Source organism: Variovorax sp. RCC_210, assembly GCF_041355175.1.
Taxonomy (GTDB): domain Bacteria; phylum Pseudomonadota; class Gammaproteobacteria; order Burkholderiales; family Burkholderiaceae_C; genus Variovorax.
This window is the reverse complement of record NZ_JBFUPJ010000008.1, coordinates 158,733-184,228: the sequence shown is the minus strand read 5'-3', so window position 1 is coordinate 184,228 and position 25,496 is coordinate 158,733. Positions and strand designations below refer to the sequence as shown.

22 protein-coding genes are annotated in these 25,496 nt (G+C 68.2%); 8 read left to right on the top strand and 14 right to left on the bottom strand.

Features of this window, described 5'->3' with window-relative positions; translation table 11 throughout:
- Positions 1-5 precede the first annotated feature (5 nt).
- From AB6807_RS22360 to flgL, 8 genes are all read left to right on the top strand, one after another.
- Complete coding sequence (locus AB6807_RS22360) at positions 6-1,601, top strand: methyl-accepting chemotaxis protein (protein ID WP_371086276.1); 1,596 nt, start codon at positions 6-8, stop codon at positions 1,599-1,601.
- Between the two features lie 44 nt (positions 1,602-1,645).
- The gene (locus AB6807_RS22355) at positions 1,646-3,268 is read left to right on the top strand and encodes a methyl-accepting chemotaxis protein (RefSeq protein ID WP_371086275.1); all 1,623 of its coding nucleotides are present in this window, start codon (positions 1,646-1,648) and stop codon (positions 3,266-3,268) included.
- 78 nt (positions 3,269-3,346) lie between these two features.
- Positions 3,347-3,868 (top strand): chemotaxis protein CheW, encoded by a 522-nt coding sequence (locus tag AB6807_RS22350; protein ID WP_371086274.1) that lies wholly within the window; start codon positions 3,347-3,349, stop codon positions 3,866-3,868.
- Positions 3,869-3,920: 52 nt separating this feature from the next.
- Positions 3,921-5,681: a methyl-accepting chemotaxis protein gene (locus AB6807_RS22345; RefSeq protein WP_371086273.1), complete on the top strand. Its 1,761-nt coding sequence runs from the start codon at positions 3,921-3,923 to the stop codon at positions 5,679-5,681.
- Positions 5,682-5,745: 64 nt separating this feature from the next.
- Complete coding sequence (locus AB6807_RS22340) at positions 5,746-7,524, top strand: methyl-accepting chemotaxis protein (protein ID WP_371086385.1); 1,779 nt, start codon at positions 5,746-5,748, stop codon at positions 7,522-7,524.
- A gap of 108 nt (positions 7,525-7,632) precedes the next feature.
- Positions 7,633-9,372 carry a methyl-accepting chemotaxis protein gene (locus tag AB6807_RS22335; protein WP_371086272.1) on the top strand — a complete coding sequence of 580 codons (1,740 nt, stop codon included), beginning with the start codon at positions 7,633-7,635 and terminating at the stop codon, positions 9,370-9,372.
- A 133-nt stretch (positions 9,373-9,505) separates the two neighbouring features.
- Positions 9,506-11,470, top strand: a complete 1,965-nt coding sequence (flgK, locus tag AB6807_RS22330; protein ID WP_371086271.1) for a flagellar hook-associated protein FlgK — start codon at positions 9,506-9,508, stop codon at positions 11,468-11,470.
- Between the two features lie 50 nt (positions 11,471-11,520).
- Positions 11,521-12,732, top strand: a complete 1,212-nt coding sequence (gene flgL, locus AB6807_RS22325; protein WP_116910960.1) for a flagellar hook-associated protein FlgL — start codon at positions 11,521-11,523, stop codon at positions 12,730-12,732.
- A gap of 36 nt (positions 12,733-12,768) precedes the next feature.
- On the opposite strand, the gene AB6807_RS22320 is transcribed toward flgL, so the two are convergent.
- The 14 genes from AB6807_RS22320 to fliF form a co-directional block, all read right to left on the bottom strand.
- Positions 12,769-13,431 (bottom strand): hypothetical protein, encoded by a 663-nt coding sequence (locus AB6807_RS22320; protein WP_371086270.1) that lies wholly within the window; start codon positions 13,429-13,431, stop codon positions 12,769-12,771.
- A 329-nt stretch (positions 13,432-13,760) separates the two neighbouring features.
- Entirely contained in the window at positions 13,761-14,546 is a 786-nt protein-coding gene (gene fliR / locus AB6807_RS22315) for a flagellar biosynthetic protein FliR (RefSeq protein ID WP_371086384.1), read from the bottom strand.
- Between the two features lie 8 nt (positions 14,547-14,554).
- Positions 14,555-14,824 (bottom strand): flagellar biosynthesis protein FliQ, encoded by a 270-nt coding sequence (gene fliQ / locus AB6807_RS22310; protein ID WP_116910963.1) that lies wholly within the window; start codon positions 14,822-14,824, stop codon positions 14,555-14,557.
- 10 nt (positions 14,825-14,834) lie between these two features.
- A complete protein-coding gene (fliP, locus tag AB6807_RS22305; protein ID WP_371086383.1) occupies positions 14,835-15,566 on the bottom strand; it encodes a flagellar type III secretion system pore protein FliP in 732 nt (243 codons plus the stop codon).
- A gap of 23 nt (positions 15,567-15,589) precedes the next feature.
- The gene (gene fliO, locus AB6807_RS22300) at positions 15,590-16,087 is read right to left on the bottom strand and encodes a flagellar biosynthetic protein FliO (protein ID WP_371086269.1); all 498 of its coding nucleotides are present in this window, start codon (positions 16,085-16,087) and stop codon (positions 15,590-15,592) included.
- On the bottom strand, positions 16,084-16,530 hold the full coding sequence (gene fliN, locus AB6807_RS22295) for a flagellar motor switch protein FliN (RefSeq protein WP_116910966.1): 447 nt from the start codon (positions 16,528-16,530) through the stop codon (positions 16,084-16,086). The genes fliO and fliN overlap by 4 nt, the downstream gene beginning before the upstream one ends.
- Positions 16,523-17,521, bottom strand: a complete 999-nt coding sequence (fliM, locus tag AB6807_RS22290) for a flagellar motor switch protein FliM (RefSeq protein ID WP_116910967.1) — start codon at positions 17,519-17,521, stop codon at positions 16,523-16,525. Before fliM ends, fliN begins: the two co-directional genes overlap by 8 nt.
- 24 nt (positions 17,522-17,545) lie before the next feature.
- Positions 17,546-18,055, bottom strand: coding sequence for a flagellar basal body-associated protein FliL (gene fliL, locus AB6807_RS22285; RefSeq protein ID WP_116910968.1), 510 nt, complete (start codon positions 18,053-18,055; stop codon positions 17,546-17,548).
- Between the two features lie 135 nt (positions 18,056-18,190).
- Positions 18,191-19,645 carry a flagellar hook-length control protein FliK gene (locus tag AB6807_RS22280; RefSeq protein ID WP_371086268.1) on the bottom strand — a complete coding sequence of 485 codons (1,455 nt, stop codon included), beginning with the start codon at positions 19,643-19,645 and terminating at the stop codon, positions 18,191-18,193.
- A gap of 16 nt (positions 19,646-19,661) precedes the next feature.
- Positions 19,662-20,117: a flagellar export protein FliJ gene (fliJ, locus tag AB6807_RS22275; RefSeq protein WP_116910969.1), complete on the bottom strand. Its 456-nt coding sequence runs from the start codon at positions 20,115-20,117 to the stop codon at positions 19,662-19,664.
- 71 nt (positions 20,118-20,188) lie between these two features.
- Positions 20,189-21,652: a flagellar protein export ATPase FliI gene (gene fliI / locus AB6807_RS22270; RefSeq protein WP_371086267.1), complete on the bottom strand. Its 1,464-nt coding sequence runs from the start codon at positions 21,650-21,652 to the stop codon at positions 20,189-20,191.
- A 14-nt stretch (positions 21,653-21,666) separates the two neighbouring features.
- Positions 21,667-22,602 (bottom strand): flagellar assembly protein FliH, encoded by a 936-nt coding sequence (gene fliH, locus AB6807_RS22265; protein WP_371086266.1) that lies wholly within the window; start codon positions 22,600-22,602, stop codon positions 21,667-21,669.
- On the bottom strand, positions 22,589-23,587 hold the full coding sequence (fliG, locus tag AB6807_RS22260) for a flagellar motor switch protein FliG (RefSeq protein WP_116910972.1): 999 nt from the start codon (positions 23,585-23,587) through the stop codon (positions 22,589-22,591). Before fliG ends, fliH begins: the two co-directional genes overlap by 14 nt.
- Positions 23,580-25,334: a flagellar basal-body MS-ring/collar protein FliF gene (gene fliF, locus AB6807_RS22255; RefSeq protein ID WP_116910973.1), complete on the bottom strand. Its 1,755-nt coding sequence runs from the start codon at positions 25,332-25,334 to the stop codon at positions 23,580-23,582. Before fliF ends, fliG begins: the two co-directional genes overlap by 8 nt.
- Positions 25,335-25,496 lie beyond the last annotated feature (162 nt).

Here is a 25,496-nt window from a genome sequence, read left to right as displayed (position 1 = left end):
AGACAATGCAGTGGTTCCAGAATCTTCGCGTCACCGTTCGGTTGATCCTCAGCTTTCTCGTGGTGGCGGCGATAGGCGCGGCGGTCAGCGCGCTCGGCATCTATCACATGGGGCGCATCAGCGCCTCCACCGAACAGCTCTACGCGAACGAGCTGCACGCGCTGCAGGCCGTGCAGGAAGCCAACATCCACCTGCTGTACGCCAGCCGCGCGCAGATGACGCTGCTGTCGGCCGGCACGCGCGGCGAGCGCAACGCGGGCGCGAACGAACTCAAGGCCTCGCTGGAAAGCCTGGCTTCGCGCGCGTCGGAGGTCAGGTCGTTCTTCCAGGAGAGCGAAGAGGGCATCAAGCTCTGGGGCCAGTATGAAAGCCTGGCCGGCCCGCTGGAAAAGCGCATGAGCGACTTCGTGGCGCTGGTCAACAAGCAGCCGCTGGACAGCTCGCAGTTCGACAACCAGGTGAGCGAGGACAGCACGCGCCTCCTGAAGGAATCGCGCGGTCTGGAAGACGTGCTCAAGGGCATGGTCGCGTACAGCAAGGAGCTCGCGCGCGTGCGCGCCGAGCAGGCCGACGACATCTACAAGACCTCGCGGCTGATGATGCTGGTGCTCGCGCTGGCGGGCATCGCGATCAGCGTGGGGTTGGGCCTGGTGGTCGCGCGCCTGATGGGCCGGCAACTGGGCGGCGAGCCGCAGTACGCCGCCGACGTGGTGGGCCGCATCGCCAATGGCGACCTGTCGCTGGCGGTCGAGGCCGACACCGCGCACGACGGCAGCCTGCTGCACTCCATCAAGCAGATGCAGGCGCAGCTGACCTCGATCGTCGGGAAGATCAAGGATTCGAGCGACACCATCGCCACGGCCTCGGGCCAGATCGCGGCGGGCAACCAGGACCTGTCTTCGCGCACCGAAGAGCAGGCCAGCTCGCTGGAGCAGACGGCGGCTTCGATGGAAGAGCTGACCTCGACGGTGAAGCAGAACGCGGACAACGCGCGGCAAGCCAACCAGCTGGCGGTGTCGGCTTCGGAAGTGGCTGTGAAGGGCGGCAGCGTGGTCTCGCAAGTGGTCGACACGATGGGCTCGATCAACGCGTCGTCGAAGAAGATCGTCGACATCATCGGTGTCATCGACGGCATCGCGTTCCAGACCAACATCCTCGCGCTCAACGCGGCTGTGGAAGCCGCTCGTGCAGGTGAACAAGGCCGCGGCTTCGCAGTGGTCGCATCCGAAGTTCGCAGCCTCGCGCAACGCTCTGCAGCCGCCGCCAAGGAAATCAAGACGCTCATCGGCGACTCGGTCGAGAAGGTCGCGGAAGGCAGCAAGCAGGTGGCCGAAGCGGGCCGCACCATGGACGAGATCGTGGGCAGCGTGCGCCGCGTGACGGACATCATGGGCGAGATCACCGCGGCCAGCCAGGAACAGACCTCGGGCATCGAGCAGATCAACCAGGCCATCACGCAGATGGACCAGGTCACCCAACAAAACGCAGCGCTGGTGGAAGAGGCTTCGGCCGCCGCGCAGTCGTTGCAGGAGCAGGCAGGCAGCCTGTCCGAGGTCGTGGGCGTGTTCCGCCTCGGCACCACGCAACCTGCCCTGACCTGACCTGACCTGACCTGAACCGATCTGAGAGAGAAGCAAGCAGCATCATGCGTGTCAACCTGCCCATCACCGGCGTCGAATACGAACTCCCGCCAGGCGCAGCCCTGGTGTCCCGCACCGACCTGAAGGGCCGCATCACCTACGTCAACCCCGCCTTCGTCGAAGCCAGCGGCTTCGCGGTGGGCGACCTCATGGGCAAGGCGCACAACATCGTGCGCCACCCCGACATGCCGCCCGAGGCCTTCGCCGACATGTGGCTCTCGCTGGGCCAGGGCCTGCCGTGGACCGGCCTGGTGAAGAACCGGCGGCAGAACGGCGACTTCTACTGGGTGCTGGCCAACGTCACGCCCGTTCGGCGCAACGGCCGCGTGCAGGGCTACATGTCGGTGCGCAGCAAGCCGGGCCGCAACGAAGTGGCCGAGGCCGATGCGCTGTACGCCCGCCTGCGCGAAGGCGGCGGCAAGAACATCGAGATCGTGCAGGGCGAGGTGGTGCCGCGCGGCTGGCGCAACCCGATGGCGCGGCTGCGCCGCATTCCAGTGCGCCAGCGCGTGTTCGGCGCGACCACCGTGGCGGCGGTGCTGTCGCTGGGCCTGGGCGCCGCGGGCTGGAACGAAGCCTCGCGCATGGTGGCCGCGGCCGGCGCGCACAGCTGGCTGCCCGGCGCGCTCGCCGCGGGCGGCACGGGCTTCGCGCTCGCATGGCTGGGGCTGGGCCAGTTCCTGGCCCGCACCGTGTTCCGCCCGCTGGACGAGGCCGTGCACGTGGCGCGTTCCATCGCCGGGGGTGACCTGGCGCGCTTCGAGATCCGGCGCGGCGACGAGATCACCGGGCTGCTGCGCGCGCTGAACCAGATGAGCGCCAACCTGTTCGCCATCGTCTCGGACGTGGGCGAGAACGTGGCAGGCGTCATGTCGGCATCGACCCAGATCGCCTCGGGCAACGAAGACCTGTCTTCGCGCACCGAACAGCAAGCCAGCTCGCTGGAGCAGACGGCGGCGTCGATGGAAGAACTGACTTCGACGGTGAAGCAGAACGCCGACAACGCGCGGCAAGCCAACCAGCTGGCCGTGTCCGCCTCGGAAGTGGCGGTGAAGGGCGGCAGCGTGGTGTCCCAGGTGGTCGACACCATGGGCTCGATCAACGCCTCGTCGAAAAAGATCGTCGACATCATCGGTGTCATCGACGGCATCGCCTTCCAGACCAACATCCTCGCGCTGAACGCGGCGGTCGAAGCCGCGCGCGCCGGCGAGCAGGGCAAGGGCTTTGCGGTGGTCGCGTCGGAAGTGCGCAACCTCGCGCAGCGCTCGGCCTCGGCGGCCAAGGAAATCAAGACGCTCATCGGCGACTCGGTGCAGAAGGTCGAGGCCGGCAGCAAGCAGGTGGCCGAAGCGGGCCGCACCATGGAAGAGATCGTGGGCAGCGTGCGCCGCGTGACCGACATCATGGGCGAGATCACCACCGCGAGCCAGGAGCAAACGTCCGGCATCGAACAGATCAACCAGGCCATCTCGCAGATGGACCAGGTCACGCAACAGAACGCGGCGCTGGTGGAAGAGGCCTCGGCCACGGCCCAGCTGCTGCAGGAACAGGCCGACGGCCTGGTGAAGGCGGTGCGGGTGTTCCGCGCCGACGCGGGCCAGGTAGCCGAAGTTGCCGAAGTGGCCTGAAGCCCCAGACCGCCTCAGCCGCCACCCGAACCCACACAGACACACACACACAACAGATTCAACCCGGAGAAGATCATCATGCTCAACAAGGCCAAAGACCCACTGAAACAAGCCGCCTCGGCATCGTCCGCCGCCGCGGGCACCGCCCGCCTGGAGGTCGTGACCTTCAAGCTGGGCGAAGAGGAATACGGCATCGACATCCAGAAGGTGCAGGAGCTGCGCGGCTACGACGCGGTGACGCGCATTGCCAATGCACCGGACTACATCAAGGGGGTGGTGAACCTGCGCGGGATCATCGTTCCGATCATCGACATGCGCATCAAGTTCAAGCTGGGCGACCCGACGTACGACCAGTTCACGGTGGTGATCGTGCTGAACATCGGTGGGCGCGTGGTGGGCATGGTGGTGGACAGCGTGTCGGACGTGATCACGCTCACGGCGGAGCAGATCAAGCCGGCGCCGGAGATGGGCTCGGTCTTGGACGCGGACTACCTGATCGGGCTGGGCACGCTGGACGAGCGGATGCTGATCCTGGTGGACATCGACCGCCTGATGTCCAGCGACGAAATGGGCCTGGTCGAGGCGGCCGCCACGGCCTGACGCGCCGACCAACCGAACGACGCCTGCACGCTCCATTGCCAGAAGCACGCTCATGAACTTCCTCGCCAACCTCCGCATCGGCTCCCGCCTGACCCTGGCTTTCGCCGTGGTGCTGGGCCTTACCGTGATCTCGACCGCCATCGCGCTGGTTTCCGCGCGCAACAACGCGGAAGCCACGCGCGTGATGATGCAAAGCCCGCTCGCCAAGGAGCGGCTCATCTCCGACTGGTACGTGCTCACGTACTCGGCCATCGCGCGCACCTCGATGATCGCGCGCACCACCGACGAGACCCTGCCCGTCACCTTCGCCGACGTGATCGCCGAGAGCGTGAAGAAGGGCAGCGAGACCATCGCCAAGGTAGAGCCGCTGCTGTTCACCGACGAAGAGAAGGCGACCTACAAGTCCATCATCAACCTGCGCGCGAAGTACCAGGCCGGCAAGGACGAGGTGAGCAAGGCCAAGGCGAGCGGCAACGCGGTGGACACCGCGCGCGCGTTCAAGGAAGTGTTCCAGCCGGCGGCCAAGGCCTACGAGAACGGCGTGCTCGAGCTGCTCTCCATCGAGCGCCGCGACATCGACCGCATGAGCCAGGACATCGACGCGGCGAACACCCGCAGCTTCAACCTGCAGCTGCTGCTGACCGTGCTGACGGTGGTGAGCGGCGCCATCTTCGCGTTCTTCATCTCGCGCAGCATCGTGCGGCCTCTGGCGCGTGCCGTCGAGGTGGCCGAGACCGTGGCCGCCGGCGACCTGAGCGCCGACATCCGCGTGGACAGCCGCGACGAGTCGGGCCAGCTGATGCAGGCGCTGAAGAACATGAACGCCAACCTGGCGAAGGTGGTGGGCGAGGTGCGCACGGGCACGGAGACCATCGCGACCGCTTCAGGGCAGATCGCGGCGGGCAACCAGGACCTGTCGTCGCGCACCGAAGAGCAGGCGAGTTCGCTGGAGCAGACGGCGGCTTCGATGGAAGAGCTGACCTCGACGGTGAAGCAGAACGCGGACAACGCGCGTCAGGCGAATCAGCTGGCTGTGTCGGCATCGGAAGTTGCAGTGAAGGGTGGCAGCGTGGTCTCGCAAGTGGTCGACACGATGGGCTCGATCAACGCGTCTTCCAAGAAGATCGTCGACATCATTGGCGTCATCGACGGCATCGCCTTCCAGACCAACATCCTCGCGCTCAACGCGGCTGTGGAAGCCGCTCGTGCCGGTGAACAAGGCCGCGGCTTCGCTGTCGTGGCATCGGAAGTTCGCAGCCTCGCGCAACGTTCCGCAGCCGCCGCCAAGGAAATCAAGACCCTCATCGGCGACTCGGTGGAGAAGGTCGAAGAGGGCAGCAAGCAAGTGGCCGAAGCGGGCCGCACCATGGACGAGATCGTGGGCAGCGTGCGCCGCGTGACGGACATCATGGGCGAGATCACCGCGGCCAGCCAGGAGCAGACCTCGGGCATCGAGCAGATCAACCAGGCCATCACGCAGATGGACCAGGTCACCCAACAAAACGCAGCACTGGTGGAAGAGGCTTCGGCCGCCGCACAGTCGCTGCAGGAGCAAGCCGGCAGCCTCGTGCAGGCCGTGAGCATCTTCAAGCTGGGCGCGGGCGAACCCGCGCTGGCGCGCCCGGCGGCATACGCGCAGTTCGGTGCGCGTTCCGGTGCGCGTTCCGACATGCGTTCAGTTCCCCACGATCGTTCCGCGCAGATCCCTGCGAAGACCAAGGCCAAGGCGCTGCCCACCGCGCGCCCCAAGCCGTCGTTGCCCGCCGCGCCGCAACTGGCCGCGGCTGGCAGCGGCGACTGGACCGAATTCTGAGCCTGCCGCGGAACAACAACACACAACAGGTCATTCGGGGCCCGCGGCCCCCAAAGGAAAAATCATCAAAGCCTTCTACAACCTCAAAATCGCGACCAAGCTGCTTGTGTCGTTCATCGCCGTCCTTGTGCTGACGGCTTGCGTCGGCGCCGTGGCGTTGCTGCAGCTGTCCAAGGTGCACGACATGTCCACCGACCTGGCGACCAACTGGATGCCGGCGACCCGCTCGCTGCTGGAGATGAAGAACCTGGTGTCGCGCTACCGCACGCAGGAGCTGCAGCACATCCTGTCGGGCTCGTACGACGAGATGGCCACCTACGAAAAGTCGATGGACGTCACCTGGGCCGCGCTGCAGAAGAACCGCGCCGAGTACCAGGCGCTGATCTCCGAGCCTGAAGAGCGCGAGGTGTACCCCGTGTTCGAGAAGCTCATGAACGAGTACGCACTGGAGCACAACAAGGTCATCGCCATCTCGCACACGCAGGACACCGAGCAGGCCACCACGCTCAGCCGCGGCAAGTCGCTGCAGCTCAACCGTGAGATGAATACCGCGCTCGACAAGCTGACCGAGGTGAACGTGGCCGGCGCCGTGCGCGCGGGCCAGACCGCCGACACGGTGTACGCGGAAGCGCGCCTGTGGGTGCTGGGCCTGCTGCTGGGCTGCATCGTGCTCGGCCTGGGGCTGGCGCTGTGGATCGCGCGCATCGTCGCGCGTCCGCTGGCCGAGGCCGTGAAGGTGGCGCAATCGGTGGCCGCCGGCGACCTGACCAGCCACATCGAGTCGCAGACGACCGACGAGACCGGCCTGCTGCTCGAAGCACTGCGCGGCATGAACCAGAGCCTGGTGAACATCGTGGGCGAAGTGCGCACGGGCACGGACACCATCGCGACGGCGTCGAGCCAGATTGCCTCGGGCAACCAGGACCTGTCGTCGCGCACCGAAGAGCAGGCGAGCTCGCTGGAGGAAACAGCCGCTTCGATGGAAGAGCTGACCTCGACGGTGAAGCAGAACGCGGACAACGCGCGCCAAGCCAACCAGCTGGCCGTGTCGGCGTCTGAAGTGGCAGTGAAGGGCGGAAGCGTGGTCTCGCAAGTGGTCGACACCATGGGCTCGATCAACGCGTCGTCGAAGAAGATCGTGGACATCATCGGTGTCATCGATGGCATCGCGTTCCAGACCAACATCCTTGCATTGAACGCCGCTGTGGAAGCCGCTCGCGCAGGTGAACAGGGCCGCGGCTTCGCAGTCGTCGCCTCCGAAGTTCGCAGCCTCGCGCAACGCTCGGCCGCAGCCGCAAAGGAAATCAAGACGCTCATCGGCGACTCGGTCGAGAAGGTCGAAGAGGGCAGCAAGCAGGTCGAAGAGGCCGGGCGCACCATGGACGAGATCGTCGGCAGCGTGAAGCGCGTGACGGACATCATGGGCGAGATCACCGCCGCGAGCCAGGAACAAACCTCCGGCATCGAGCAGATCAACCAGGCCATCACGCAGATGGACCAGGTCACGCAGCAGAACGCAGCGCTGGTGGAAGAGGCTTCGGCAGCAGCCCAGTCGCTGCAGGAGCAAGCCGGCAGCCTCGTGCAGGCCGTGAGCATCTTCAAGCTGGACCACAACGCGCTGGTGGCGCGCCCGGCGTTCACGCGCATCACGCCCATCGCGAATTCGGCGAATTCGGCCAAGTCGGGCAAGCCTGGCCTGTCCGGCATGCCTGGCAAGCCGACCGCCAAGCTCTCGCCTCAACGCGCCGCCAAGGCCCTGCCCACGCGCCGCGAACCCGGCGCGGGCGGTTCGCCCCAGCTCGCGGCGAGCGCCGACGCGAAGGGCGACTGGACCGAGTTCTAAGGCAACGAGAGACAGGCTCAATACCGGCGGGCCCGTGCCGATAAACGAATCGACAACGCCGCATGTCGCGGTGGGATTCGCACCCGTTCTGAAAGAGAAGAAAACAAAATGAGTTTGAAGAACATGAAAATCGGCGCCCGCCTGGGCCTTGGCTTTGCGGCCATGCTGTTGTTGATGGCGGTGATTGCAGGCACCGGCCTGCTGCGCCTTGCCAACGTGGGCAAGGCCACGGACGAAATGATCGAGCACGCGCTCGTGAAGGAGCGCCTGGCCAACCAGTGGTCCAACCTGCTGGGCCCGACCATCGTGCGTTCCTTCGCCATGGTGAAGGCCACCGACCCCACGGTGGTGGCCTACTTTGCCAAGGCGCGCGCCGACAGCTCGGCGCTCATCAACCCGGTGCAGAAGAAGCTCGAGGAAATGCTGACCTCGCCGGAAGAAAAGAAGCTGTACGCCGGCGTGGCCGATGCGCGCGCGGTGGTGCTGGAGATCATCGAAAAGATCAACAAGCTCAAGGCCGCCGGCCAGAGCGACCAGGCCACCGCCATGGCGGACAACCAGTTCGCCGCCGGCCTGGTGGTCTACGAAGAAGCCGTGGCCAAGCTGGCCGCGCACCAGCGCGAGAAGATCGACCTGCTGTCCAAGGGCATCGCGGCCGACCACGCGGGCGGCCAGATGATGCTGCTGGCGCTGTCGGCCATTGCGCTGGTGCTGGGCGCGCTCTTTGCGTGGCGCCTTACGCTGGGCATCGTGCGCCCGCTGGGCCACGCCGTGACGGTGGCCGAAACCGTGGCCGCCGGCGACCTGAGCTCCGACATTCGCGTGGAAAGCCGCGACGAAGCGGGCCAGCTGATGCAGGCGCTGCGCGAGATGAACGCCAGCCTGGCGAAGGTGGTGGGCGAAGTGCGCACCGGCACCGAGACCATCGCGACCGCGTCGGGGCAGATCGCCTCGGGCAACCAGGACCTGTCTTCGCGCACCGAGGAGCAGGCGAGTTCGTTGGAGGAAACAGCCGCTTCGATGGAAGAACTGACCTCGACGGTGAAGCAGAACGCCGACAACGCGCGCCAAGCCAACCAGTTGGCCGTGTCGGCGTCGGAAGTCGCGGTCAAGGGCGGCAGCGTCGTGTCCCAGGTGGTGAACACCATGGGCTCGATCAACGCGTCTTCCAAGAAGATCGTCGACATCATCGGCGTCATCGACGGCATCGCGTTCCAGACCAACATCCTCGCGCTGAACGCCGCGGTGGAAGCTGCTCGTGCGGGTGAACAGGGTCGCGGCTTCGCAGTCGTGGCATCCGAAGTTCGCAGCCTCGCGCAACGTTCCGCAGCAGCCGCCAAGGAAATCAAGACGCTCATCGGCGACTCGGTCGAGAAGGTCGAGGAGGGCAGCAAGCAGGTCGAAGAGGCCGGGCGCACCATGGACGAGATCGTCGGCAGCGTGAAGCGCGTGACGGACATCATGGGCGAGATCACCGCGGCGAGCCAGGAGCAGACCTCGGGCATCGAGCAGATCAACCAGGCCATCACGCAGATGGACCAGGTCACGCAGCAGAACGCGGCGCTGGTGGAAGAAGCCTCTGCAGCGGCCCAGTCGCTGCAGGAGCAGGCCGGCAGCCTCGTGCAGGCCGTGAGCATCTTCAAGCTGGACCGCAACGCCGTGGCGTCCCCGCGCGCGGCGTTCACGCCCATCACGCCGATTCCCAAGGTCGAGCGGCCGGCGGCCCGTCGGGGCGGCAGGCCGCTGCCGGGGCGCACCGATGCGCTCAAGGCGCCCAGGGCGGCCAACGCCGCGACGCCCCAGTTGGCCATGCCCGGCGACGCCAAGGGCGACTGGACCGAATTCTGACCCTCAACTTTCGGCCGGTGCTGCCGATATAGAGAGCAAGGCACCGGCCAGCGCGCGCAACGCAGCGAACCGATGCCACCCCTACACCCACCATTCACCCACCATTGACTGGTAAAGAGACAGGTAACACCCGATGTCCGGAAGTTTGTTCTACACAGGCCTGAGCGGCCTCGGCGTCGCCCGCACGGCGCTCATGACCACGGCCCACAACACGGCCAACGTGTACACCGCCGGCTACAGCCGGCAGGTGGCCGAGATCGCCACCGGCGGCGCCATCTCCAGCGGCTCCGGCTTCATCGGCTCGGGCGCCAACGTGACGACCGTGTCGCGCAGCTACGACCGCTACCTGACGGCGCAGCTGGGCACCGCGCAGTCGGCCTCGGCCGCGCTGGCCACCAACAGCGTGCAGATCAACCGCATCGACACGCTGCTGGCCGACAAGACCTCGGGCCTGGCACCGCTGATGCAGAGCTTCTTCACCAGCGTGCAGGGCGTGGCCAACACGCCGGCCGACCCGGCCGCGCGCCAGCAGATGATCAGCTCGGCGCAGGCGCTGGCCAGCAAGTTCCGCTCGACCGACCAGTACCTGAGCGACCTGAACTCCTCGGTGAACGAGCAGATCGTGGGCAGCGTGGACCAGATCAACACCTACGCCAGCAAGATCGCCAGCCTGAACCAGCAGATCAGCCAGATCAGCGCCATGGCCGGCGGCCAGCCGCCCAACGACCTGCTCGACCAGCGCGACCAGCTCGTGAGCGACCTGAGCCAGGTGGTCGACGTGAAGGTGCTGCAGCAGGACAACGGCAAGTACAACGTGTTCATCGCCACCGGCCAGTCGCTGGTGGTGGGCGACTACGCCTCGCAGATGGCCGCGGTGAACTCCGCCGCCGACCCGTCGCGCAAGGCCGTGGCGCTCAAGGGCTTCGCCGGCAACGTGTCGGAGCTGTCGGACACCGCCATCACCGGCGGCGTGCTGGGCGGGCTCATGAGCTTTCGCCGCGACACGCTCATTCCCACGCAGAACGCCATCGGCCGGCTCGCCATGTCGGTGGCCGACTCGGTGAACGCGCAGCACAAGCTGGGCGTGGACCTGAACGGCGCGCTGGGCACCGACTTCTTCTCGCAGGCCACCCCTGGCGTGATCGTCAACGCCAAGAACACCGGCTCCCTCGAAATCGGCGCTTCGCTGACGGATGCCTCCAAGCTCACCACCAGCGACTACAACGTGAGCGTCACCGACGTGGCCGGCACGCTCTCCTACTCGGTCACCCGGCTTTCGGACAAGACGTCGATGGGCACTTTCACTTCCTTCCCGATCACCTTCGACGGCGTGAGCCTCAGCGCCGCCAGCGGCACCGCTGCGGCCGGCGACTCGTTCCTGGTGCAGCCCACGCGCACCGGCGCGCGCGACGCCAGCGTGCTCACGCTCGACCCGGCCAAGGTGGCCGCCGCCTCGCCCATCTCGACCGGCAACACCGCCGGCAACAAGGGCAGCGGCGCATTGAGCGCGGCCACCGTGGACGCGAGCTACCCCGGCACCCCGCTGGCCGCCAAGGTGACGCTGAGCTACGACGCCGCCACCGGCAGCCTGTCGGGCTTTCCGGCCACCTCGCCGGTGACCGTGACGCTGGCCGACGGCACCAGCAACACCTACGCCGCCGGCACCGCCGTGCCCTACACGGCCGGCGCGAAGATGAGCTTCGACGGCATCACCGTGAGCATGACCGGCGCGCCCACGCAGGGCGACACCTTCACCATCGGCAAGAACGTCTCGGGCGTGTCCGACAACACCAACGCGCTGGCGCTCGGCGCGCTGCAGCGCAAGACCACGATGTCCGGCGGCACGGCGACCTTCAACGGCGCCTACTCGCAGCTGGTGAGCGACGTGGGCAACCGCGCCATGGCGGTGAAGGTGGCGGCCACCACGCAAGACAGCGTGACCACGCAGATCAAGGCCAGCCAGCAGTCCATCTCGGGCGTGAACCAGGACGAGGAAACCGCCAACCTGCTGATGTTCCAGCAGATGTACCAGGCCAATGCCAAGGTGATCCAGACCGCGTCGACCATCTTCGACGCGATCCTCGGCATCAGCAACTGAGCGGCACCCGCCTTCTGAGCCCCCCACACGTACAGACCCAGGACACCGCGATGCGCATCAGCACCCAATCCTTCTACGACCAGAACGTCAGCGCCATGGGCTTGCAGCAGCAGAAGCTGTTCCGCGTGCAGCAGCAGCTGGCCACCAACTCCAAGTTCCTGACCGCCGGCGACGACCCGGTGGGCGCGGCGCGCGCGCTCGGCGTGACGCAGACGCTGTCGGAAAACGCGCAGTACGCCACCAGCCGCCAGCGCGCGTCGCTGTCGCTGTCGACGGAAGAAAACGCGCTGAACTCGGTCACCTCGATCCTGCAGAACATCAAGACGCTGACCGTGGCGGCCGGCAACGGCACCATCTCGGACGCCGACCGCGGCTCGCTCGCCACCACCATCCAGAGCGCGCTCGACCAGCTCGTGGGCGTGGCCAACTCGGACGACGGCAACGGCCAGTACCTGTTCGGCGGCTACAAGAGCGGCACGCCGCCCTTCGTGGCTTCCAACGGCGGCGGCGTGCAGTACGTGGGCGACCAGGGCCAGCGGCTGATGCAGGTCGACGTGGCGCGCCAGCTGTCCACCTCGGACGACGGCCGCAGCGTGTTCCAGACCGTGCAGGGCGGCGCGGGCTACGTGACCGCCGGCGCGGCCGGCAACACCGGCACCGGCGTGTTCGGCTCGGTGGGCGTGAAGGACGCCACCGACCCGAACTACGGCAAGGATTTCAGCATCAGCTTCTCCGGCGGCAACTACTCGGTGTCCACCAAGGACACGCCCCCCGTGGTGGTGGCCGGCGGCCTGTACACCGCGGGCCAGCCGATTTCCTTCGGCGGCGTGCAGACCACCTTCACCGGCACGCCGGCCGACGGCGACAGCTTCGACGTGTCGACCGCGAAGAACGCGGGCACCGACATCTTCGCGTCCATCAGCGAGCTGGTGAGCGCGCTGCGCACCCCGCTCACCGGCGGCGGCGCGGCGGCCCAGGCCAAGCTGCAGAACGCACTGAGCACGGCCAACGTGAAGGTCACCAACGCGCACGACAACGTGCTGACCGTGCTGTCGTCGGTGGGCTCGCGCCAGACCGAGATCGACGCGCTCGACACCGCCGGCGCGGCCAGCAAGCTGCAGGAAGAAAGCTACCGCTCCAGCATCGAAGACCTGGACCCGTACAGCGCCATCGCCGAGTTCTACCAGCGGCAGTCGTCGCTGCAGGCGACGCAGATGACGTTCGCGAAGCTGAACAGCATCGCGTTGTTCAACTACCTCTGATCGGGTGGGCGCTGCGGCCGTGACGTCGAGAGAACGTCAGGGCGGCTTGGCAGCAATGAGAACCGATGCCGATTCATTGGCATGCATCCACGCTGCTGTGTGAACGCATCGAAAGCCGATGAGTTCATGCGCCTTTTGCAGATCGTTCGCCAGGCTGCGCGCGAAGATGGGCTCGTGGTGCGCAATTCGGTTGCGAAGCCCGCGAAGGCTTTCCAGGTCGACGCGTATCCGCATGCGCGCTTGCTGCACCGTCAGCGCAGGTTCGATGAACGGCAGCACGTTTCGCATGTGGGGGTTCCACAGCCGGGCGTCGAAGCGGCCGGTGAACATCGTCTCCCAGAACTTGAACTTGAGTTCGGCGATGACCTTGCCGGTTGTAGGCTGCGCCGCGCCGGTGTGCAGCAGGTCTCGCTTGGGGCTGTATGTGGGGGCTGGCGGGTTTGTCAGGCTGGAGAGAAAACCGGCCGACCAAGGCCAGTCCGGGCCGTAGACCTGCGTGATGGCTTCCGACACCGCGTTGCGCACAGCGACTTCGCACACGTGCAGGGGATACATCAGGGCCGCGGAGAGCTGGGCGTTCCACGTGTAGAGCGCGATGGCCCCCGTCAACGCAGGAGTCACGTTCGTGGCCGCCTCGTAGGTGCCCATCCGGGGCGCGGACAGGGCCAGCTTGATGGCTTGGTGGGATGCAGGCGACATTCGGTTCTAGGGTTAGAATTTCGGCACTAGCCACTGGGAATCGTTGGTGCAAGAGCCTCCCCCCAGGGACGTACGACAGTCAGTTGAAAAGCCCGCTCACGCGGGCTTTTCCATTTCTGTGCGGGATACCGATGCGGCGCCTGCGTCCTGCAAGATGCCGTCGCCGAAGACCGGTCGGTTGCCGGTCACAAGAATTTCGCGTTCCATTGAGTACTCCCGAGTTGATGCTCTGGAGGTGTACGCGGATGCGGCGGCTACAACTGTTGTCTATGGTGAGCCGGCCCGGAATTTGTCACGCTGGGCCAGCTATTTCGGCCATCCGGCCACGCTCAAGGCCGCAACCCCTGCGTGAACCGCAGCATGTTCGCAATCGACTCCGCGAACCGCGGCTCCAGGAACGCCGCCAGGCTGGGCATCAGCAGCTGCAGCATGAAGATGCCCGCCAGCAGCGTGAGCGGAAAGCCCACCGCGAAGATGCTGAACTGCGGCGAGGCGCGGTTCAGGATGCCCATGGCCAGGTTCAGCGTGAGCAGCGCGGTGATGAGCGGCAGCGCCAGCATCAGCCCGCTGGCAAAGATGTCGCCCGCGGCCAGCACCAGGAACATCCAGCCGCCCGAGGCCATCTGGCCCTGCGAGATGGGCAGCGTGCCGAAGCTCTCGGCCAGCGCGTTCACCATCAGCAGGTGGCCGTCGAGCGCCAGGAAGATCAGCATCGCCAGCATGTTCAGGAGGCGCGACACCACCATGGTGCTGCCGTGGCTCATGGGGTCGAAGAAAGACGCGAACGACAGGCCCATCTGCAGCCCGATGTACTCGCCCGCGGCCAGCACGGCGGTGAACACCAGCTTCATCGAGAAGCCCATGGCCGCGCCGACGAGCACCTGCTGCACGATGATCCAGGCGCCCTCGGCCGACACGACCGGCACGGCGGGCAGCGCGCCGATGGTGGGCGCGATGACGAAGGTGAGCATGACCGCCACCGCCACCTTCACCGGCCGCGGCACCCAGGCCTCGCCGAAGATGGGCGAGGTGCTCACCAGCGCGAGCATGCGAACGAAGGGCCACAGGAAGGCCACCATCCAGGCCTCGAGCTGGGCCGAGGTGACCGAGATGATCGACGGCGTCACGCCACCAGCTGCGGAATGCCTGCGAACAGGGCGCGCATGTAGTCGAGCATGCGGTCGAGCATCCACGGGCCGGCGATGACCAGCGTGGCGAACACCGCGAGCAGCTTGGGAATGAACGACAGCGTGGCTTCGTTGATCTGCGTGGCGGCCTGGAAGATGCTCACGATCAGGCCGATGATGAGCGCCACCAGCAGCAGCGGGGCGCCCAGCAGCAGCGAGATCTCCATGGCCCGGTGGCCCATGGTCATGACGGATTCGGGTGTCATCTCTGCGTACCTAAAGGTAGAAGCTCTGCGCCAGCGCGCCGATCAGCAGCTGCCAGCCGTCGGCCAGCACGAACAGCATCAGCTTGAAGGGCAGTGCGATGGAAGCGGGCGGCACCATCATCATGCCCATCGACATCAGCACGCTGGCCACCACCAGGTCGATGATGAGGAACGGAATGAAGATGGTGAAGCCGATCTGGAAGGCCGTCTTCAGCTCGCTGATGACGAACGACGGCAGCAGGATGCGCAGCGGCACGTCCTCGGGGCCCTGCATGTCGGGCACCTTGGCCAGCCGCGCGAACAGGGCCAGGTCGCTCTCGCGGGTCTGCTTGAGCATGAAGGTCTTGAAGGGGGCGATGCCGCGCTCCAGCGCCTTGTCGGCGCTGATCTTGTTCTCGGAGAAGGGCACGTAGGCGTCGGTGTAGGCCTTGTCCAGCACCGGCGACATCACGAAGAAGGTGAGGAACAGCGACAGCCCCACCAGCACCTGGTTGGGCGGCGAGGTCTGCGTGCCGATGGCGGTGCGCAGCAGGCCCATCACGATCAGGATGCGCGTGAAGCTGGTCATCGACAGCAGCATCGCGGGCAGGAAGGTGAGCGAGGTCAGCAGCACCATGGTCTGCACGCTCAGCGACCAGGTCTGGCTGCCGCCGGGGCCGGGCATGCTGGTGATGCCGGGCAGGCCCTGGGTCCAGGCCACGGCGGGCAGCGAGGCGGCGGCAAGCAGCAGCGCGGCTCGCAGGCCGCGGCGCAATGCGGGGTGCGTCATGGGGCGGTGTGCGTCTTGCCCGAGAGGGATTCGCGCAGTTTCCGGGCAAAGAGTTCGACGGGGTTGTTCAGCGCGTTCGGCGTGCCTGCACCGCCTGTGCCATTCGCGGCGGGCTGCGCCTGCGCCGGCAGCGTGTGCAGCATGTTGACCTGGCTCGACGTCACGCCCAGCACCAGCCACTGGTTGGCCACCTCGACCACGACCACGCGTTCGCGCTGGCCGACCGAGGCGCTGGACACCACCTTCACCAGATGGCCGCCGCCCAGGCGCTGCAGCCCGAAGCGGCGCGCCAGCCAGGCGCACAGGAAGATCAGGCCGACCACCACCGCCATGCCGAAGCCGGCCTGCAGCAGGCCCGAGGCGCCGACCGCGGACGGCTGGGCTTCGTGCACGGGCGTAGGCACCGTGGGCAGCGCGGCATGCGCGGTGTGCACGGCATGCGCCGCGAGCAGGCACAGCGCCGGCAGCGCGCGAAGGTGGCGGCGCAGGTTCATGAGCGCGCGAGCTTCTGCATGCGCTCGGAGGGGGTGACGATGTCGGTCAGGCGAATGCCGTACTTCTCGTTCACCACCACCACTTCGCCCTGGGCGATGAGGTAGCCGTTGATGAGCACGTCCAGCGGCTGGCCGGCCAGGCCGTCGAGCTCCACCACCGAGCCCTGCGACAGCTGCAGCAGGCTCTTGATGGTGATGCGGGTGCGGCCGATTTCGGCGGTGAGCTGCACCGGCACGTCGAGCACGCGCGCGATGTCCACCGCGGTGGTGCTGGCGGGCACGGCGGGCGCGTCCTGGATCTGCTGGAAGACCTGGGCGGTGGCCGGGGCCACGGCGGGTTCGGGCGCGGCCGGGGAAGCCGGCGCGGTGGCTGCCGTCTGTTCGGCCAGCGCGCTGGCCCAGTCGTCCGCGTCGCTGCTGGCGGAAGAGGTGTTGTCAGTCATGGTCGTTCTTCGAGTCGGTGTCTTGGTGGGAGATCATGTTTTGCACGCGCAGGGCGTAGCGTTCGTTCGCGGTGCCGTAGCCGCACTCCATCACGGGCACGCCGCCGACCTTGGCGACCACCGTGGTGGGGAGCTCGATGGGAATCACGTCGCCGACCTGCAGCTTCATCACGTCGCCGAGGGTGGAGGGCATGGTCACGAAGTCGGCGATGAGCTCGACGTCGGCGGCCTGCATCTGGCGCGACATCTGCTTGACCCAGCGCTTGTCGACCTCGACCTCGTCCTGGATCGGGTTGGACAGCAGGTCCTTGATGGGCTCGATCATCGAGTAGGGAATGCACACGTGCAGGAAGCCGCCCACCGGGCCGAACTCGATCTGCAGCGTGGTGTTGATCACCACCTCGTTGGGCGCCACGATGTTGGCGAGCTTGCCGTGCATTTCGGCGCGCACGTAGTCGAAGTCCAGCGGGAACACCGGCTGCCAGGCGTCTCCGTAGCACTGCAGCGACAGGTCGAGCAGGCGCTTGATGATGCGCTGCTCGGTGCGCGTGAAGTCGCGGCCTTCCACGCGCACGTGGTAGCGGCCGTCGCTTCCGAACAGGTTGTCCACCACCAGGAATACCAGCTTCGGGTCGAACACGAACAGCGCCGTGCCCCGCAGCGGCTTCAGGTGGATCATGTTGATGTTCGCGGGCACCGGCAGGTGCCGCACGAACTCGCCGTACTGCTGGATCTGCACCGGCCCCACCGAGATGTCGGGGCTGCGGCGCATGAAGTTCAGGAGCGCGCTGCGCAGGCCACGCGCGAAGCGGTCGTTGATGACCTCCAGCGTGTGCATGCGGTTGCGCACCACGCGGTCGGGCGCGCCGAGGTCGTAGGCCGGCAGGCCGTCCTTGGGCGGCGGGGGTGCGACCGCCTGGTCGACTTCGCCGGTGACGCCTTGCAGAAGCGCATCGACCTCGTCCTGGGAGAGCACCTGTTCATACGCCATGGATCGCTTGTCCGAAGGAGGGGGTCACTGCACCACGAAGGTGTTGAAGGACACGTTGGAAATGCCCAGCGGCGGTTGCCCGGCGGCCAGAGGCGTGTTCAGCGTGGTACGGATCTCTTCGGCCAGCTTGGCCTTGCCCTCGGGCGTGACCAGCGTGTCGGGCGTGCGGTTGGACAGCAGCATCAGCAGGCGGCTGCGCAGCTCGGGCATGTACTCGACGATCTGCGCCTTGGTCTTCTCGTCGGGCACGCGCAGCGCCATGCCGATCTGCAGGAAGCGCGCGCGGCCTTCGGACTGCAGGTTGACGGTGAGCGGCTCGAGCATCAGGAAGATCGGCTTTTCGGGTGCGGCCACCTTCGCCGGCTCCGCGGTTTCGGAGGCGGGCTTCATGAAGTGCGGAACGAAGGTGTAAGCGGCTGCGGCGGCAGCGGCGAGGCCGACGACGACGACCGCGGCGATCAGCAGCTTGGAAGAGCGCTTCGAGGGCAGTTGGGCGGCCGGGACGGCGGTTGCAGCGGGAGTGGAGGTAGCCATGGTGATGCGGGTTTTCGTGTCCGATCTATTCTTTGCGAAGTCCCTCGCGAACGAACGGCCGAACAAGCGCACAAAGGCGTGTCATATCCGTTCATTGCAGGCGCCGCGCGGGCGCCCCGAGGGGAAGGGCGGGCGTCAGGCGAAGGTGTCGACCCCCGCGCTCGCGTGGGTGGCAGGCGCCGCGCGCGCGGCGGCCACGGGCGCGACCGGCGCGCTGGCGCCGGGCCGGCTGGCACCCGGATAGCTGGCGGTCTGCTGGCGCGCGGCGTTCTGCTGTTGTTGCTGCTGCTGCGCGAAGGCGGCGTCCTGGCCGCTGGCCTGGCGCGTGTCGGCGCCGACGGAGGCCTGGCCCAGGGTGATGCCCTGTTCCGACAGCGAGGTGCGCAGCTGCGGCAGCGCGGCTTCCACGGCCTTGCGCACGCTTTCATGGGCCGAGACGAACATCGCCTGGGCCTGGTTGTCGCCCAGCGACAGCGTGACCTTCAGCGGGCCGAGGCCGGCGGGGTTGAGGTTGAGCTCGGCCGTGTGGTGGCCGGTGGTGCTCATGCGCGCCAGCTGCTGGCCCAGGGCCGGGCCCCATTTGTCGGTGCCGACCTCGGGTTCGATGGTGTGCACCGAAGGGCGGGCGGCCGCGGCCTCTTCGGCGCGGGCGGCCGATGCCGCGGTGGCGGAAGCCTGTTGCTGCGCGAACGGGTTGGCGGCGGTGCCGGACGAGGCGTCGCCGGATTCGGTGTGGGTGTCGGCGCCTGCGGCGGTGACGGGCGCCGAGATGGCTGCCACCGCGGCGGCGGTGCCCTGGGTGGCCTCGCCGCCCTTGGGCTGCGCGGCGCTGGCGAGCTGCTCGGCGGTGGTGGCGCTCACGGCGCCGCGCGGTCCGGCGCGGCCGGCGGCACCGGCGGGGTTGGCGCTGCTGGCTGTCGTGGCGCCGGGCTTGGCGGTGCCCACGTTCATGGCCTGCGCGGCGACGGCGGCGCGCACCACGTCCTGGATGGAGGCGGTGGGTGCGGCGTCGGCCGCGCCGTCCCCTGCTGCTGCTGCTGCGGTGGCGGAAGGCTTGGCGGCGTCCTTCAAATCCTTGGCATCGGCGTCCGGCACCGCCTTGGCGTCCGCGGCCACGGCTGCGGCGTCCGGCAGGGTCGCCTGCACCTTGGCGAGCGGGTCGGTCACCGCGGCGGTGGCGGCAGTGGCGGCAGCGGTGGCGCCGTCCACGGGAACGTCGCTCACGCCGGCGGCACCGTCGGCGGCTGCCGCGCCCCTGGCGGCCGCGCGGCCGGCGAGGGTCAGCGCATGCAGCGGGCTGTTGGGCTGCGGCAGGAAGGCGAGGTTCGGGTCGGCGGGCAGCGCGTCCTTGCTGTCGTCGTCGGCACCGGGCTTGCGCGCGGGTTTGCGTTCGGCGCTGGCGGTGCCCGCCGTGCCGGCCTCGTCAGCGGTCTTCGTGCGCTGCGAATTGCCGTTGGCACGCGAGCGCTCCAGCGCGGCGCCGAAGCCCTGGCCCTGCGTGTCGTCCGCGCCGCGGCTGCGCGAGCCGGCCTGGGTGGCCGGCTGGCTGGCGCTGTTGGCCACGACGGGGGGCGAGATCATGGATGGCATGTCGGTTCCTGGAGATTCAAAGGGTCGGGTGCGAGGCGCGGTCGAAGAACTTGCGCGCGGCGCGCTCGTCGCTGTCGCGCTGCTCGCGCTTGTTCGCGGCCATCAGCTCTTGCGCGCGCACGCGCTCGGCCAGGGTGTCGAAGGAGCTCAGGCGGCGCTTTTGCTGCTGCCAGTCGATGCGCCCGCTGTCCAGCCGGCTCTCGGTCTGGGAGGCGATGGCGCGCTGCTGCTCGATGGCGCCGTCCAGCGTGCCCAGGAAGTTGCGGTAGTTGCGCCACTGCGAAGAGGGCAGGCCGTCGCGCATCAGCGCGTCGAGCTGGTCGTGGTAGTCCTGGCGGTACTGCAGCAGCAGCTCGAGTTTCTGGCTGGCGCTCAGGTGCGCGCTCTGCAGCGTGCCCAGGCGCCGCGCGGCGTCGTCGGTCTGCGTGTGGGCCAGGTCGATCAGCATGCCGAGGGGGAGCTTGCGGGTCATGGGAGAAGTCCTTGCAGGAAGTCTGTGGAGATGTGTGGGGGTGTGTCGGGTGGCGGTCGGCTTCGACGGCTTCAGGCGCGGCGCTGCTCGGGCACGAACAGCCCTTCGAGCTGCCCGATGGAGTCCTCGTAGCCGGTGCGCTCGTGCATCGACTGCTGCAGGAAGGACTCGATGCGCGGGTACATCGCGATGGCCTGGTCCAGCTGCAGGTCGTGGCCGGGCGCATAGGCGCCCACGCTGATCAGGTCGCGGTTGCGCTGGTAGCGCGACAGCATCTGCTTGAAGCGGCGCACCGTGTCGAACTGCGTCGAGGGAATCAGCGCGGTCATGGCGCGGCTGATGGACGCCTCGATGTCGATGGCCGGGTAGTGCCCGGCCTCGGCCAGCGTGCGCGAGAGCACCACGTGGCCGTCCAGGATGGCGCGCGCCGAGTCGGCGATCGGGTCCTGCTGGTCGTCGCCCTCGGAGAGCACGGTATAGAAGGCGGTGATGGAGCCGCCGCGGCCCTGCGCGTCGCGCGCGCCGTTGCCGGCGCGCTCCACCAGCGCGGGCAGCTTGGCGAACACCGAAGGCGGGTAGCCCTTGGTGGCCGGCGGCTCGCCCACGGCCAGCGCGATCTCGCGCTGCGCCATGGCGTAGCGGGTGAGCGAGTCCATGATGAGCAGCACGTCCTTGCCCAGGTCGCGAAAGTGTTCCGCCAGGCAGGTGGCATAGGCCGCGCCCTGCAGCCGCAGCAGCGGGGAGTTGTCGGCCGGCGCTGCCACCACCACGGCACGCGCCAGGCCTTCTTCGCCCAGCGTGTTCTCGATGAAGTCCTTCACCTCGCGTCCGCGTTCGCCGATCAGTCCGACCACGATGACTTCGGCACTCGTGTAGCGCGCCATCATGCCCAGCAGCACGCTCTTGCCCACGCCGGAGCCGGCGAACAGGCCCATGCGCTGGCCGCGGCCGACGGTGAGCATGGCGTTGATGGCGCGCACGCCCACGTCCAGCACCGAGTCGATGGGCGCGCGCGTGAGCGGGTTGACCGGCGGCGAGCTCAACGGCACCTTGCGCGTGATGTCCAGCGGGCCCAGCCCGTCGAGCGGGCGGCCGACCGCGTCGACCACGCGCCCCAGCATGCCTTCGCCCACGGGCAGGCGCTTGGTGTGGGCGTTGCCGCCCAGGCCGGAGCCTGCGGCTTCGCCGGGGTCCATGGCCACCGGCCGCGCGAACACGCGCGCGCCGGGCACCAGGCCGGCCACCTCGGTCTGCGACATCAAAAACAGGCGGTCGCCCGCGAAGCCCACCACTTCGGCCTCGGCGTAGCGCTGGGCGTTGCCCGGCGGCAATTCGATGAGGCAGTCGCTGCCCACGGGCAGCTGCAGGCCCACGGCCTCCAGCACCAACCCGACGGCGCGCGTGAGCCGCCCCGAAGTGGTGGTGGTGGTGCACTGCGCGACGCTGCCGCGCGCCTTCTCCAGCGTGGCGCGCACGTTGCGCAGGTGGACGTTGGGGGTGGCTATTGCTGTAGCTGTGGCGGTGGCGGCTTGCATGGAGGACCTGGGGTTCAGAGGAATTCGCCGCCGTCGGAGGCGTTCTCGCGCAGCACCGAGGCCACGCGCTTCCAGCGCGTTTCCAGCGTGCCGTCGAGCTCGCCGTTGGCCGACTGCACGCGGCAACCTCCGCGCGCGAGCGTGTCGTCGCTGCGCACCTGCCAGCCGGCGGCCTCGATCTCGTGGCCCAGGCTGTTCTTCACCAGCGCCACGTCGTCGGGGTGCAGCAGCAGGCGCGGTTCGCCGCGCAGGGCAGGTTCGCTGTTGAGCAGGTCGCGCACCAGCGGCAGCACCCATTCGGGCTCGGCCTTCAGCGTGCGGTGCACCACCTGGCGCGCCACGTCGAGCGCGAGCGCCAGCACGGTGTCGGTCAGCTCGCCTTCTGCGCGGCGCAGGGCGTCGGGCAGCGAGAGCGCGAGCGCGCGCAGCCGTTCGGCATGCACGCTGGCAGCCGCCAGGCCGGTGGCCAGGCCTTCGGTGTGGCCGACCTTGCGGCCTTCGGCCAGGCCCAGCGCGCGGCCCTCGGCCTCGCCGGCGGTGCGCGCCTCCTTGCGGATGCGGGCGAGTTCGGCCAGGTCGACCTTGGGCGGAGGCGGGGCCACGGGCGCGACCGGCGCCGCCACGGGGCTGCGGCCGCCGTTGCGGTTGAACTCGGCGGCCGCGGCGGCCCTGCGGCTCGCGGGCACCGAGGGCTTGCCGTCGAGCGTGTTCATCTCCCAGCGTTCCCACGCGGAGAGCGCGGGTCGCGAGGCATCGGCTGCGTGCGATCCGTGCGATGCGTGCGACAGGTGAGGCACCGCGGCCTGCCGCGCGGCGGCGTGGATGGCGGCCAGGCGCTCGCGCGCCCCGCCGAAGCTTTCCGATGTCACCGAGGCCGCCGGGGCGCCCGGGTTGAACGGCGCGAGCGGGGAGGTGGATGCGCCCTGGGCGCCGCGGTCAGACGAAGTCATCGGTGCCAGGCGCCGCAATCACGATTTCGCCGGATTCCGCCAGGCGGCGGGCCACCTGCAGGATGGTCTTCTGTTCGGTCTCGACCTGCGACACGCGCACGGGACCGCGCAGCTCCATGTCCTCGCGCAGCGTCTCGGCGGCGCGTTGCGACATATTGTTGAGGAACTTGTCGCGCAGCTCCATCGGCGCGCCCTTGAGCGCGATGATGAGCGAGTCGCTCTCGATGTCCTTCAGCAGGCGCTGGATGCTCCTGTCTTCCAGGCCCAGCAGGTTCTCGAAGACGAACATCTCGTCCACGATGCGCTGCGCCAGCGCCTCGTCCTGTTCGCGCACATGGGCGATGGCTTCTTCTTCCACCGCGGTGCTCATCAGGTTGACGATCTCGGCCGCGGTGCGCACGCCGCCCAGTCGGCTGCGGCGCAGGCCCTGGCCCGCGAGCATCTCGGTGAGCACGTCGGTCAGCTCGTTGAGCGCCGAGGGCTGCACGCCGCCGAAGGTGGCCACGCGCATGATCACGTCGTGGCGCAGGCGCGCGGGCAGCTTCTCGAGCACCTCGGAGGCCTTCATGCGGTCCAGGTGGACCAGCAGGGTGGCCAGGATCTGCGGATGCTCGTCGCGGATGAGCTCGGCCACTTCGCCGGCTTCCAGCTCGTTGAGCCGCTCGATGCCGCCGTGCGGCTCGTCGGGCGCCAGGATGTCTTCCAGCAGGTTGCTGGCGCGGTCTTCGCCCAGCGCCTTCTTCAGCACCGCGCGGATGTAGCTGGTCGAGCCCAGGTGCAGGGCCGAGAGCTGCTCGGTTTCCTGGCGGAACTCGGCCAGCACCTCGGCCAGCTCTTCCCGGGAGACGGAGGTGAGCTTGGACATGGCCAGGCCCAGCGTCTGCACCTCGGAGGTGGGCAGCTGGTGCAGCGCGGCGGCGGCGCGGTCTTCGCCCAGCGCCATCAGCAGGATGGCGCTCTTGCGGGTTCCCAGTTCGTTACTCATCGCTGTTCATCCAGTGCTGGATCAGGGCCGCGACCAGCTTGGGGTCCTTGTCGGCGATCTGGTGCGCATAGTCCATGTCGGCTTTCTTGCGATTGGCCTCGCGTTCGCGCAGGCTTTCTTCCGGCGTGGGCGCATTGGCGTCCGCGACGGCGGGGGGCGGGGTGTCCGCGTCGGCATCGGTGCTGGCAACCGGCAGCGGGGCCGGCGGCGGCGGCGCGTGGCGGCGCATCAGCGGACGCACCACGGCCAGCCAGGCGAACAGCGCGATCAGTGCGTACAGCAGGTACTGGCCCACCGACTTGCCGATCTCGATGTTGTCGCGGTCCTTCCAGAACGGCACCTCGGGGCCCGGGCCGCTGTCGGCGTCGCGGGCAAAGGCGCTGTTCACCACGTTGAGCGAGTCGCCGCGCTCCGTGCTGAAGCCCATGGCTTCCTTGGCCAGGTTGCGGATCTGCTCCACCTCGGCCGGCGTCAGCGCGCGGCTGGTGGTCTTGCCCGCGGCGTCCACGCTGTCGCGGTTGTTCACCACCACGGCGACCGACAGGCGCTTCACGCCGCCGGCGGCTTGCTGCACGTGGCGGATGGTGCGGTCGAGCTCGTAGTTGGTGGTGGTGTCCTTGCGGGTGCTGCTCGGGCCGGTGCTGGCGGTGGAAGTGGTCGCCGCAGCGGCGCCGGCCGTGCCGACCGCGCCCGGTGCGCCAGGCGTTCCCGGTGGCGGGGTGCCCGGCGCGTTCGGTGCGCGCGGGCCCACGATGGGCGCCGTCGGGTTCACCGGCGGCTGGTTCGACAGCGCGCCCGGCACGCCGCCCGGTGCGCCGCCGCCGTTCTGGGCCGACTCGCTGCTCTGCTGGCTGCGCACGGCGGCCTGCTTCGGGTCCTGGTTGGGCGTGTACTTCTCGTCGGTGTGCTCCACCACCGCGAAGTCGATGTCGGCCGCCACCTGGGCGCGCACATTGCTCGCGCCCACCAGCGGCTGCAGGATGGCCTCGATGCGGCGGATGTAGCCGGCCTCGATCTCCTGCGCATATTTGAGCTGGCTCACGTCCAGCCCGCGGTCGGTGCCGCGCGCCGAAGAGAGCAGGTTGCCGCGCTGGTCGACCACGGTCACGCTCTTGGCGTCCAGGTCGGGCACGCTGCTGGAAACCATGTGCACGATGGCGCTGACCTGGCCTTCGTCGATGCTGCGTCCGCGCAGCAGCGTGAGGATCACCGAGGCCGAAGGCTTCTTCTGGTCGCGCACGAACAGCGACGGCTTGGGCAGCGCCAGGTGCACCCGGGCCGCCTCGATGGTGCCGATCGACTCGATGGAGCGCGCCAGTTCTCCTTCGAGGCCGCGCTGGTAGTTCACCTGCTCGGCGAACTGGCTGGTGCCGAACTTCTGGTTGTCCATCAGCTCGAAGCCCACGCCGCCGGCCTTGGGCAGGCCCTGCGCGGCGAGCTTCAGGCGGGTTTCGGCCACCTTGTCGCCCGCGATCAGGATCGCGCCGCCGCCTTCGGCGAACTTGTAGGGCACGTTCATCTGCTGCAGCGACGCGATGATCGCGCCGCCGTCGCGGTCCGACACATTGGTGTAGAGCACCTTGTAGTCGGGCGCGCGGCTCCACAGCATGAACGCCGCGGCGGCCGCCACGATGGCCGCGCCGCCCACGATCAGGGGCAGCTTGGGCTGGGCGCGCATGCGTTCCAGGATGGGGGGCAGGCCGTTGCCGGATGCCGGCATGTCGCCCGTGGGCACCGCCGTGCTCATGGGCGCACCTTGTGGGGAACGCCCGGTTGGCCGCAAGCGGCCAAAGCCATGGAGAGAGAGGGATTTCGGTGTTGAGAGTTCATTCCGGAGGGCCGGTGAAGTCGTCCACGGCCTGTTCGTTTCGCAACGATTGTCAACAGAGCATGCGAATTCGAATGGCCG